The sequence below is a fragment of the Paenibacillus sp. JT22N12 genome (assembly GCF_056269365.1).
Genome location: NZ_JBWDNU010000003.1, coordinates 875,164 through 887,702 on the forward strand (window position 1 = coordinate 875,164; position 12,539 = coordinate 887,702).

Genomic DNA, 12,539 nt, shown 5'->3' on the forward strand with positions numbered 1-12,539 from the left:
GTCCTTACGTCATAATGGGACGCACAGCTCACATCGCTATCGTTTTCTTCCATTGTGGAGGTTCCTCGTCAAAAAATCAAGAATTATGCCGATAAAAAACGATATTGCGCTTCAATCAGGCCGTTATACGTGCCTCCATGCCGGATCAGCTCTTCATGACTGCCCTGTTCGACGATGACGCCATGATCCAGAACAACAATGCTGTCTGCGTTGCGGATGGTCGACAGACGGTGGGCAACGATGAAGGACGTGCGCCCTGTAAGAAGCGTCTTGAGCGCCTCCTGAATTTTGAGCTCTGTCTCCGTATCGATGCTCGCCGTAGCTTCGTCGAGAATGAGCACGCGGGGATCGGCAAGCAGCGCCCGGGCGAAGGACAGCAATTGACGCTGCCCCATAGAGAGCGCATTCCCCCGCTCCTGCACCTGCGTGTCATAGCCATCAGGCAGATTCATAATAAAATCATGCGCGTCGACCGCCGTGGCTGCCTTCACCACTTCATCGTCCGTTGCATTCAGACGCCCATAGCGGATGTTATCCCGGATGCTGCCCGAGAAAATAAACGTATCCTGAAGCACGATTCCGACCTGGGACCGCAGGCTTTCGATGCTTACATTGCGGATATCAATGCCATCGACGAGAACGGCGCCTTCAACGGGATCATAGAACCGGCACAGCAGGTTCATAATCGTGCTTTTGCCTGAGCCGGTATGACCGACCAGCGCGATGGTCTGGCCCGCTTTTACGTCCAGCGTAATGCCCTTCAGAGCCGGTCTGCCCTTCTCGTATTCAAAGACGATGGAGTCGAATTTGACGTCGCCTCGGATAGCCGGGAGTTTATTGGCTTCATGCAGCTCTACAACCGTCGGTTTCTCGTCAATGAACTCGAAGATGCGCTCGGACGAAGCCATGGCGACCAGCAGTTGCGCGTACATTTGGCCCAGACGGTTGATAGGGTCCCAGAAATTCCCCACATAGTTGGCAAATCCGACCAGCACGCCGACTGTTATGACGTTGGCCTGGATGAGATGCGAGCCGTACCAGAACAGTATCAGCGTCCCGATTGCAGAGGTGATTTCGATAATCGGACCGAATGCCTGATTGAGCGCCGACGCCCGGTTCCAGGCTTTGATATTCGTATTATTGATATGATTGAAGAATGAGAAATTCGCTTTTTCCTGCGTATAGGCCTGAGTAATCTTCATCCCCTGGATCGCTTCATTCAAATGGGCGTTAATCCGCGACTGCTTCATCCGGACATCCTGCCAGGCAAAACGAATCCGTCTGCGCAGCGCTCCCGATACGATGAACATCAGCGGCACCGTGATCATAACGGCCGCGCCCAGCTTGAAATTCCACAGCAGGAGGATGATAATAATACCAATAAGCTGCACGCAGTCCATCAGCAGGTTGACGACGCCGTTCGTAAATAAATCCTGCAGGGCATTGACGTCATTGGTTACCCGGACAAGCACCGAGCCAGCCGGCCGTTTGTCGAAGAAGCGGAAAGAGAGCTTCTGGATATGGCGGAACAAATCCTGGCGCAGGTCATAAATAACCCTTTGTCCAATCAAACTCGTGTACTTGATCCGGTACGTGTTGGCTGCCCACTGAATAATATAGAGCAGCAGCATCAGCCCTGCGTACATATATAGCTTGGTCAGGCTGGTTTCGCCGCTCTTGGGCGCAATGGCTTCATCAATGGCCACAATGATGATGGCCGGAACGGCAAGTCTCGTCGCGGTTCCCAAAATCATCGTCACGATGACCAAAGGAAGCAGCTGCTTGCTGTACGGCTTCATATACTGGAACAGCCTGCTCAGCTGCGACCAGTTAAAGGGCTTTTCAATCAGTTCGTCATCCTTATAAATAAACCGTTCGCGATTATCGCCGCGAGCCGTCTTCTGCTCACTCACTGGGCGACCCTTCTTTCTGCTGCTGCCGGCTCTGCTGCAGTTACTTGCGGCCGGTCGGCATATTGAATATTGTACGTATCCAGATAAGGGCCTGGAACCCGTATTAAATCCTGATGCTTGCCGCGCTGTACAATATGTCCTTTGTCCATGACAAGAATCTCGTCCGCATGGCGCAAAGAAGAAATCCGGTGGGCGATTATGAAAGTCGTCCGACCTGCCATAACCTCTTTGAAGCCCGCTTGAATCTCATGCTCTGTCTCCATATCAACCGCACTGGTGGAATCGTCGAGAACAAGAACCTTGGGATTCTTGATCAGCGCCCTGGCGATGGCAATCCGCTGCTTTTGCCCGCCGGACAGTCCCATCCCCCGCTCTCCGACAATGGTATCATAGCCCTCGGGCAGCTCCATAATGAAATCATGGGCTTTGGACAGCTTAGCCGCCTGGATAATTTGCTCCTCCGTCACTTGATTGATGCCGTAGGCAATATTGTCCCGGATCGAACAGGAGAACAGGAAGGTCTCCTGAAATACGATCGCAATATGTGAACGCAAGCTTTCGAGCGTAAGATCATTAATATTAAAGCCGTCTATTGTGATCGTGCCCTTCTTGATATTATAGGCGCGCATCAACAGCTGAATGATGGTTGATTTGCCTGAGCCCGTTCCGCCCAGCAAACCGATAACGGTTCCTGGAGGCGCTTCGATGTTCAGATTCGTAACAGCAGGGGCTTTATCCGGATAGTTAAACGTTACTCCGCTGAAGCGGACATGCCCTTCTACGATGTTATCCTCCAGAACAACAGGCTCTTCACCGGTTTTAACGTGAACATACTGGTTTAATAACTCGGTAAGACGCTCTCCGGAAGCTTTGGACTGCGTGTAGTTGTTGATCAGAAATCCGATATTCCACATCGGTCCGATAATGTACCATACCATACTGAAGAAGGCGACCAGCGAACCAAGGGTCAAAGACCCGTTAATCACCAGAGTACCGCCCGCCACGAGCAGGATAACGACGCAACAGCTGGCCAGGAGCTCCATGACCGGGAAGAATTTGGACCATAACAGGGATGCGCCGATCTGATTTTCTTTATACAAATCGCTGCGTTTGGAGAACTTGTCGATTTCATGCGGCTCGCGCGCGAACGATTTCACCGTTCTCATGCCGGTGATATTCTCTTGAACCGTCGTCGTCAGATTGCTCATCGCCAGCCGCATTTCCCGGAAGGCCGGATGGATCTGTTTCTCAAACCGGACTGCCGCGAATGCCAGAAACGGCATGGTTACCAAGGTAATCAATGTAAGCTGCCAGTGGATGTAAAACATCATAGTCGCCCCGAATACGATCATCAAAATCATGTTCAAAATTTGCGCAAACCCGAAAGCGATAAAGTTCCGTACCGCCTCCAGATCAGCTGTCAGACGGGACATCAGATCTCCCGTTTTGGCCGTATCATAGTATTGATACGATAGTTTCTGAAGCTTCTCATAACATGCGTTCCTCAGCCGGAATGCCACCCGGTTGCCGAGCTGGCCGGCAAAATAACCGTGTAAGAACTGCAGGCATCCTTTTAAACTGACGATACCTACCACGGTCAGCGATAATGCAGGCACCCACTTGAAATCACGAGGCTTGATGACATCGTCAATCAAGATTCGCAGCATGTTGGGGTACACAAGCCCTAGCGCTGTTGCACAGATCAGAAACGCAATCGATGCAATCATTTTCTTGCGTTCGACCCAATAATACTCTTTGAGTTGCCTAAAGACGTCCAATGGGTTTTCCTCTCCTTGTTCCTTGCTTTTTTTTATTGAATATGAATGAATATTAACAGCATCATTCCGACACGGCAAACAGAGCTTCGACGCATATAGATGGCAGAATCCGCTTTCTCTTCCATATTGACGATTTGTTAGGGGGTATTCTTCGATATCGTCGCAAATCATGACCAACATGCACACATTGCTCCGTTTTTGCATAATTAGTCTTTGTTTTTGCAAATTAATTTTTCACAGCAAAGAACCTTGCTTCATCCACAGGGATGATTGGCAAGGTTCTTCTTCTTATTTTCAGCTGGGTCTTTATAAAATCATCAATTGATTCTGGAGCTGTTTGAGCTTCTCCAGATCGGTATTTCCTCTGATCGAGGAAAGCTTGCCTGAAACAAACGACTTCAGATCCGCCAAAAGAACCCCGATGATAGCCTGCGCCGCCATTTGCCAGAAGCCGTCATAGCGCACTCCCCACTGAAGCTCTGCCCGGGCAATCCAGCTTTGCAGCGGCTGCGTCAATTCAGCTTCCAGGGCGCTGCGCAGCGCCCCCTTGCCCTCCCCTTCGAAGAAGTGGCGCGGCGATTTGAAGCGGCTCCACAGCCATTTGGAATCGATGGCATTCGCCTGCCAGGGAGGCTGCTCCTCCGGTGTAGGGATCTCTAGCGGTTTAAACGCAGAAGCGTGAAAGCCCTGGAGAGTCTCTGCCACCTCTCCGGTCAGATCAGCAAACTGCTTGGCAGCCAACCGGTTCAGCGTATTGTCCAGGCGAAGCGAAGTGGCCTGGAGCTCCTGGGCCAGCTCGATTTGCAGCAGCCGCTGGAGCTCCAGCCAGGCGGTCCATAGAGCTTTGCGCAGATCCCGGCCGTCATCCTGCAGAACAGCCGGATTAAAGGCAAAATTAAAGTGCTCGCCGAAGCGCAGCTGCACACGCTGCAGAACATAAAACAGCAGCTCTTTAAGCTCCTGCTCCAGCTGGGGATTGCCTCTGGATAAAGGCTGCTCCATCTCGCGGATCCTGCTGCGCGCAATATCGGCGCTTGCGAGCAGCTCTTCCCCCGCTTTCGCGCGTGAGGCCGCATCGCCCGATGCCGCATCAATCCAGTCGGCCAGCGTGCGTCTGGCCCGCTCCAGCTCCAGCTCCGCCGAGGCAACAGCCAGGCGGCCCAGATCATCGCGGGTGAAGGAGAGAAACGCCTCTTCGAAGGCTGCGATGCCCGAACCGTTGATTAACGTCAGGTCGCTGCGCAGCTTGCCGTCCAATGCCTGCAGGCTGGATAACGGGAAGATCCGCGGAAAGCGGATGCCCTGCTGCTGCAAATTGCGCTGCACATGGGCGAGCACGCTCTCCAGCTCCTCGCTGTCGGCCGCGAGATCCGCGGCATTGACGATGAAGAACATTTTATCCAGCTCGAACTGGTCCTTCACACGGCCCAGCTGCAGCAGAAACTGGCGGTCCGCCTGCGAGAAGGCGTGATTATAATAGGTTACAAACAGAATGGCGTCGGCATTCTTAATATAATTGAAGGCGACGCCCGTATGCCTTGCGTTGACGGAATCGGCGCCCGGCGTATCTACAAGAACAATTCCCTGCGCTGTCAGCGGATTATGGTGGTAGAGCTCAATCTCACGGACAAAACAGGACTTCGCCTCTTCGGCCACATAGCGGCGATAGGCTGCGCTGTCCACATGCAGCTCGCTGCCAAGCAGAGACTCATGCTCCTGCCAGCCTTGGTAAGCGGCTTTGAGGAAGCTGTAATGCGGCCTGCCGCCGGCATGCACCCCGTCAGGAGACAGCTTGGCGATGCTCTGCATCAGTTGATCAGACGTCAGGCGCTCAGCCGCTTCTCCAAGCAGGGATAAGGAATAGCAAAGATCGTCGAGCATTTCTTCCCGCGTTTTCAATAATACGCTCGCGGTGCCGTGGACCTTCTCCCCTGCCGGAGCGACAATACGGTTGACAGCTGCCGTTGTCGGATTCGGCGATACCGGCAGGACGGAATCGCCAAGGAGCGCATTCGCCAGCGAGGATTTGCCCGCACTGAATGCTCCGAACAAGGCTATGGTGAAGCGGCTGCCCTGAAGACGGCCCGCTTTGTCGCGCATTGCCTGCGCGGCGGATGAGAAATCCTGGTTGGGCGCAAGCAAATCCGCGGCGCGGTACAGCCGCTCGGCAGCCTGGCGCTGCGGGCCAAGCGCGCCGCTGTCCGGTTCGGATGGCGGCGCCACGCTTGGAGTCGCCTGCCGGCGGTCATTATCGGCGGCGGGCGGCGGCGAATTGCTGCCGGAGCCCGCCTTGTTATTCGGCGCGTTGTCTGGTTGCGACGTGCGGTCTTCAAGGTGCCCGACGCCGGCGATGCCATCCGGCAGCGGCTCAGTCGTATTGCCAGAGGCGAGAGGCTGAGGCGAATTGGCCTCTTCGGCAGCGTCGTTGTCCGCGACGGCTATCCCATCCGGACGCGGCTTGGATGTATTGCCGGCGGCGGGCGTTTGGTCCGCAGCCGTATTAGCGCCAGGAGCATCGGCGTTGACCGTGCCGATGCTGCCGTTATTCGCGGGGGCATCCCCGCGAAGCATGCGCGCTGCGGAATCGCCCGGAGTCCCCGGCGATTGCGCGGCCTGCGGCACCGGCAGCGCCGGGCGCTCCGGCGCTGGCGGCAGCACCGCCGCCAGGCGCGCCAGGTGCCCGCTCGCGCGCTCCGCCAGCGCGGCAAGCTGCGCCAGCGCCCCGGCCTGGGCGGCAAGCACGCCCAGCCGCTCGCGCACAGGAGCGGCTGCAGCTTCGCCGGCCGCCGCTGCCCGCTGCCCAAGCGTGTCGATCCACTCCATCGCCCGCTTGCGGTAAATCCCCTTCACATCCGCGGCAAGCTCGCGGCAGTAGTTCATCGTGTACTGGCTGCCGAAGACGGCGCCGGCTTTCACGTGATTCAAGAGCCACTGCGCTTCCACCGATCCGGCAATCGCCACGACCAGCTGCTGCTCCATCGCTTCCCCGCGCCATCCGATTTCATCGGCAGCCTTGCGGAGCAAGTCCAGCAAATGCCATTCAATCCCGGCTTTCACCAGGGATTCAAAATCCGCTTGAAAGGCCGCAAGGCGCCGCTCCTGCTCCGCGGCCGTTTTACCGCCGGAAAAGAGCAGCCCCATCTTAAAGCCGGGCTTACGGCTCTCCAGAAACGACTGCGCCAGATCACGCGTCGGAGCCGGCGTCACATTCGCATTGTCGAGCAGGCGCTGCATCTCGAGGCGCAGGCGGACGGGAAGACCGTCAGACTGCGCCTCCAGCTCTGCCAGCTGAGCTTTTAACCCGGACAGTTCCTCAGCAGCCTGCTGCGACCCTTCTTCCCCGCCGGCTGCCGCCAATAAAAGCTCCCGCTCAGGCTCTGCAAGCTCATCCAGCACTTTACCGTGGGAACGGATCAAGTGCCGCGCTGAAGCATCTACGCTGCAGAGAGCCAGAGGACCGCGCAGCCCGGCGAGCTCCGTCAGCAGCCCCTCAAGCTTTCCCCACTCCGAATAGGGATGCCCGGGCTCCCGGAGCGACAAATAAACGATCCCGCTCGGCTCCAGATGCCAGTTGGCGAACGCTTCATCCACGCTTTGACGATAAGCTTCAAAACTCAGCTCGCTGTTGCGGTGCTTGTCGATTTGATTGACGATCAGATAGAGCGGCTTGCCCCAGTCCTTCAACTGCTTGGCAAAAGAAAAATTGATTTCCGACTGTACGTGGTTGTAGTCCATAACGTAAAAAACGACGTCTGCCAAATGCAGCGCCGATTCGGTCGCCATCCGGTGAGCGTCATCTGTCGAGTCAATGCCGGGCGTATCCAGAAGTACAGTGTGATCGCCGAGCCGTGGAATCGGATAAGATAAGGAAATGGATTGAACTCCTTCCCCATCCTTGCAGTAATCATCCAGAAGCTCCAGGGCAACGTCCAGCGTCTCTTCTCTGCCGCCCCGCATACGGGTGATGGTTGCTTTGGGCTCCCCGCTTTGGATTGTAACCACATTGGCGCTTGTCGGGATCGGACTTGAAGGCAGCAGCTCCGTTCCACAGAGCTTGTTTACCAGCGTCGATTTGCCAGCGGAGAAATGCCCGCAGAATGCGGCTGCAAGCTGCCCGGCATATAATTTGCCGCGCAGCTCCAGCAGCCGATCCGCATTCCGCTTGTCGCCGGCTTCGGCCATGAGGGACCCTATTTGTTTCAGAGCGGCGTCAAGCGGATGAACAGCAGTTGCACTAAGTTGATTCATTTCTCTCTCTCCCATTATTCATAACCCTACCAATTCGCTATGTCAGTGGTTTATGATTAAGCTGTTTGCTCGGACGGCAAACAAATTTCAAATACTTCGCCATGCTGCAGGATCGTTACGCTGCGTTCCTTTTCTTTCATCACGACAACCTCGGGCTTTACGCGCATGCGCTCAATATATTGATCCGGAACGTCCCCTGCTCCGCTTACTGTAACGCCTTCGATGATGACTTCTTCGTTTTCTTCGGGAGGTGCTTCCATGATTTGCTCGTAAATATCGGAAAACAAAGCAAAGTCCTTCGTGTACACAGAAATGCATTTCATTCTTAATCATCCTCTTCTCTAAAATTTAATTAGCCTTTGCCTTCCGGCTTGTGTTCAACTTCATGCGCTGCTGGCCTTCCTTGCACAGATCAAGCAGCGGGCATACAAGGCACTGCGGATTTTGAGCTTTACAATGATACCTTCCGAAAAAAATAAGCCGGTGATGTGTATCGGTCCACTGCTCGCGCGGAACAAGCTTCATCAGCTTCTTCTCCACCTCGAGCACGCTATCGTCCGCTTTGGCGATACCAAGCCGTTTGGACACCCGTTCAACATGCGTATCAACCGCAATCGCCGGAACGCCAAAAGCATTGGATACGACGACATTGGCCGTCTTGCGTCCGACACCGGGCAACCTGGTCAAATCCTCATGCCGCCGGGGCACTTCTCCACCGTATTCGTCCAGCAGCATGCGGCAAAGCTTCTGGATATGGGAGGCTTTGTTGCGATACAGCCCGATCCGGCGGATATCCTGCTCCAGCTCTTCAAGCGGAACTGCCAAATAATCGGCTGGTGTCTCATATTTCTTGAATAGGTCGGCTGTCACTTTATTAACCGTTTCATCCGTACACTGTGCCGAAAGAAGAACGGCTATGGTCAGTTCAAACGGATTTCGGTGGTTCAGCTCACAGTGAGCATCCGGAAACATCTCGCCAATGACCCGCAAGATATAAGCCATCTTATCCTTAGCTTTCAACTGTCTCTCTCCCCTATTTGGGCTATCGAATCAAAGTGTAGCGAAAAATGTCACAATAAGCAACCGTAAACAGGAGCTTCCTGCGACTTTTTCAAGAGATTTTCATAAAATTATTTAATTTAGCCGCAATTCCATAAGAATAACCTGTCCCTTCCAAAAATTAGCTCAATCCTCCCAAAATGAAATTTTGTAAAAAGATTCAAATGTTTTACGTCATGATCATGCTCTCCTGGAGGTGAAAATGGCCATAAGGTTTAAAAAAGCGCTGTGGGATGATCCCGCAGCGCTTTGTTTAAACCTGATCTAACTCTTTTTCACAACTTCCAGCAGCTCGCCTTGAACGATGTAAAGGGTGATGCTGTCTCCTTCTTTTAAATCCGACCACTGAATTGCCGCATCGCCTTGGGACAACTTGGTCCTGGACGTAACCTTGAAGGTGTAATTATTATCCGTAAGTCCTGTTCGCTTAACCGAAAGCAGGCCTGCCGAGCTGTCAAACTTCCAGAAGCTTCTTGCTGTACCGTTGTTTACAGTTATCAGAGTCTGTTCTGCGGCATCCTTGCGGACCTCGATCCGGTCACCTGCCTGCAGTACAGCTGCGGAGCTGCCGGACACTCCATTTTTGATAACCGTATAGGCTGCACCTAGCGGAACCTCAGTAGAAACACCGTTATAGTCGACGATGGTCACTTTATCGGCGGCAACTGCCGACACCCTGCCTGATGCAACAGCGACCTTCTTGAACGATGACGGCGTAGAACCTGTAAAGGTGATATTGCCCACTTGACCGGCTGTCAGGCCGGAAAGCGTAATAAGCTCTCCGCTCTCATTATAGAAGCTCCAGCCGCTGACTGCCCATTCATTGGTAGTCTGATCGGCATTTTTAACCTTCAGCTTCTGGCTGTTCACGTCAACCGAGACCACTTCCACCTGTTTGGCGGAATGAATCTGAAGAGTGACGGCCTTGTCCTGAGTGGTGTTCAATAGCAGGGTGACCACATCACCCGCCTTCACATCTGCGAGTGTAGCGTTCTTGCCAAGCGCCTCCACTCCCAGTGCATCAAATCCGATTGTGAACGGAGAACCGCCGGTCAGCGTCAAATTCAACTGCCTGGAGGTTTGATTAATCGAAACAACCGTACCGGTGTACTTATAAACGAACTGAATGGATATCGCTTTGTCATCCGTATAGCCAATTGTAACCTTGCGGTCCTTGATCAGCATCGTTGCAGCACTTGTCAGCGGAATTGCTGTTCCGTTCATATCGATCTTCGTGCTGTCCGTCAAATAGATCGGAATTAATTTCGTGCCATTTTTGACGACCAGTGCTTTGAGCTCAGGCTCATAGCTAACGATTACCGCGCCATTGATTGTCTCAACCTTGCGGTTCAGCACTTTAATGGCGCTGACTTGATCCTTCTCGTTCAACGTCAGCTCGAGACGGTCACCTTTGACCAAATCAACGAGGTTGGTGGACGTTAGACCCTCGATCGTAACACTAATGGAATCCGCTACGAATTTGGCTTCCAGCTGCGTTCCGCCATCCCGAATATAATTGATGGTTTTATTGTCACTGCTTGCGGAATAGAACTCACCCTGCACCGACTTCGCTGATGTTTGCTGAACGGTAATTTTCGTCACAATGCTGTTCTGAACCTCATAGGTCAGGGAGTCTCCGGCTCGAACCCCGGCAAGGCCGCCCTGCAAAATACTTCCCTGCCACAAGATGACCGCTTGCGGCGAGACGCTCAGCTGTTCCTCGGCATTTGATGCCGAATTGATGACGCTGATCGTCGAGGCTGCGGCATCTACAGCTTTAACGAGACCGCTGCCCGTTTTATTGATTGGCGCGGATTGCACAGCGATCGAAAGTACACGCGGCACTTCGCGATAGGTATCGCGGGTGATCGAAAGCGTGCTGTCCTTGACCAGCGAAGCTACCGGAATCACAGAGCCGGCGGCATCCTTGACCGTTACAGAACTGTCGTAGGCCACTGCAACCGGGGTATCGTTGACCCATATCCACAGCTTGTTCTCAGCAGGAACTGCACGGTCGAAGGTACCTGTAATCGTCTCCACCAGCTGCTTGTCATCCAACTGTTCCACATATAATGCTTGATCCCCGTAGGTGATAACTGTCACATTCGTATTTGGCAGAAGCTGATCCAGGCCTACAGCCTTCTCGGAGTCAAAGCGGTAAACATTCGTATCCGGCGACAAGAGCAGCGTCTGATCGCCTTGCGGCTTGTACAATTGAATGGAAGTGTCCGACTTGGCGGATAAAATGCCTGTCTCCTGACCCGGAAAAGCAACGGGGAACTGGCTCTCCGCCCGGCTAAGCAGGGTTGCCATAGCTGCCCTTGTTATCGCGCCTTTCGGCTCGAATTTGTCGGCAGTCACACCATTGACCAATTTCAGGGAAACGGCCGCATTCACATAGCCGGCAAACCCTTCGCTCACGCTGTTCCTGTCAGAGAAGGCCACAGGCGTGGAAGCCAGCTCAGCGGCTGCGGATTGTTTGCCGATCGCATTGACGACAAGCTTGGTGATCCATTCCCGTGTTGCTTTTTTGGCTCCCCATGTGACGGCTTCATTCTCTTCCGCCAGTTTGAATTCTTCATCCCGGTCAAGCAGGCCCTTCTGAAAAGCAAGTGCGACATAAGGCTTGAAATAATCGTTTACCTTGAATGCGCTGGAGAAGACGACAGCCTGATCCTCCTTGACTTCATTCTCAATCCCGATAAAACGGATAGCCATCGTGACTGCTTCTTGCTGGCTGACATTGTCATTTGGCTTGAAGACGCCATTGTCGCCCTTGACAATACCTTGAAGAGCCAGCTTGGTAATATGCTTCTGCGCCCAATGTGCTGCAGGAACGTCACTGAATTTCGTAACTGCAGAGGAATCCGCAAAAACAGCTCCACCAGTTATGGTGAAGCTTGAGAGTACGGAGAATATAACAAGCGATGAGACCCCTTTTAACCATTTGTTTGCTTTGAACATACCGGCGAACTCCCCCTAATGACTATTGTTGCTTCATGATTGGATGATCGAGCTCCACATGACCCATTAAACTTTCTTCTTTCTCGCCGTCTACAAGAATATCAAGAGAAGTCACATCTTCGAATTGAAACATGGTCTTCTGGACAGCATCAACCGCCATCTGTTCGCCCGGACCTCCTAAGCGCGCTTCATCGTTGATATGAATATCCAGCGTTACCGCACCGTTCTCCACCTTGGCGCTGAGAAGGTCGATATGCTTCCATAGCGACAAGCCTCCGTCTTTGCCATCCTGTTGAAGTGCTTTATAAGCATTTTCAATTTTTTCCCTGGTGTCCGCGTACTGAATATCTGCCTGCTGCTCCTGCAGCTCCGTCATTTGCTCATCGGTATAATAAACCTTGATCGTCTCGCTCTTCTTCTCTACTACCGGGACCGGCTCCGGAGGCGTCTGCACCTGATCGGAACTTCCCCCTTGCGTGTTATCCGGCCTGCTCCCGCATGCACTCATGGTCAGTATGGCTGCGGCAGCGATCAGGACAAGCAGTATGCGTGAAGCAGCTGGTTGTTTCATCGGCTT

The 12,539-nt window shown here is 53.5% G+C and carries 7 protein-coding genes; all 7 read right to left on the reverse strand.

What is annotated here, in order from left to right:
* Positions 1-83 precede the first annotated feature (83 nt).
* Entirely contained in the window at positions 84-1,913 is a 1,830-nt protein-coding gene (locus AC0YOA_RS15435; protein WP_475787339.1) for an ABC transporter ATP-binding protein, read from the reverse strand.
* Positions 1,910-3,691, reverse strand: coding sequence for an ABC transporter ATP-binding protein (locus AC0YOA_RS15440; protein WP_475787340.1), 1,782 nt, complete (start codon positions 3,689-3,691; stop codon positions 1,910-1,912). Before AC0YOA_RS15440 ends, AC0YOA_RS15435 begins: the two co-directional genes overlap by 4 nt.
* Positions 3,692-3,997: 306 nt before the next feature.
* Positions 3,998-7,939 (reverse strand): dynamin family protein, encoded by a 3,942-nt coding sequence (locus tag AC0YOA_RS15445; RefSeq protein WP_475787341.1) that lies wholly within the window; start codon positions 7,937-7,939, stop codon positions 3,998-4,000.
* Between the two features lie 56 nt (positions 7,940-7,995).
* Positions 7,996-8,262: an NAD/NADP transhydrogenase alpha subunit gene (locus tag AC0YOA_RS15450; protein WP_210040377.1), complete on the reverse strand. Its 267-nt coding sequence runs from the start codon at positions 8,260-8,262 to the stop codon at positions 7,996-7,998.
* Positions 8,263-8,287: 25 nt separating this feature from the next.
* On the reverse strand, positions 8,288-8,941 hold the full coding sequence (gene nth, locus AC0YOA_RS15455) for an endonuclease III (protein WP_475787395.1): 654 nt from the start codon (positions 8,939-8,941) through the stop codon (positions 8,288-8,290).
* Between the two features lie 321 nt (positions 8,942-9,262).
* Entirely contained in the window at positions 9,263-11,962 is a 2,700-nt protein-coding gene (locus tag AC0YOA_RS15460) for an S-layer homology domain-containing protein (RefSeq protein WP_475787342.1), read from the reverse strand.
* Between the two features lie 22 nt (positions 11,963-11,984).
* Positions 11,985-12,533, reverse strand: coding sequence for a GerMN domain-containing protein (locus AC0YOA_RS15465; protein ID WP_475787343.1), 549 nt, complete (start codon positions 12,531-12,533; stop codon positions 11,985-11,987).
* Positions 12,534-12,539 lie beyond the last annotated feature (6 nt).

What these genes read in the sequence shown, in the direction of transcription:
- AC0YOA_RS15445 (WP_475787341.1), bottom strand. Translation starts at nt 7,939, where the DNA reads ATGAATCAACTTAGTGCAACTGCTGTTCATCCGCTTGACGCCGCTCTG.
- AC0YOA_RS15450 (WP_210040377.1), bottom strand. Translation starts at nt 8,262, where the DNA reads ATGAAATGCATTTCTGTGTACACGAAGGACTTTGCTTTGTTTTCCGAT.
- nth (WP_475787395.1), bottom strand. Translation starts at nt 8,941, where the DNA reads ATGGCTTATATCTTGCGGGTCATTGGCGAGATGTTTCCGGATGCTCAC.
- AC0YOA_RS15460 (WP_475787342.1), bottom strand. Translation starts at nt 11,962, where the DNA reads ATGTTCAAAGCAAACAAATGGTTAAAAGGGGTCTCATCGCTTGTTATA.
- AC0YOA_RS15465 (WP_475787343.1), bottom strand. Translation starts at nt 12,533, where the DNA reads ATGAAACAACCAGCTGCTTCACGCATACTGCTTGTCCTGATCGCTGCC.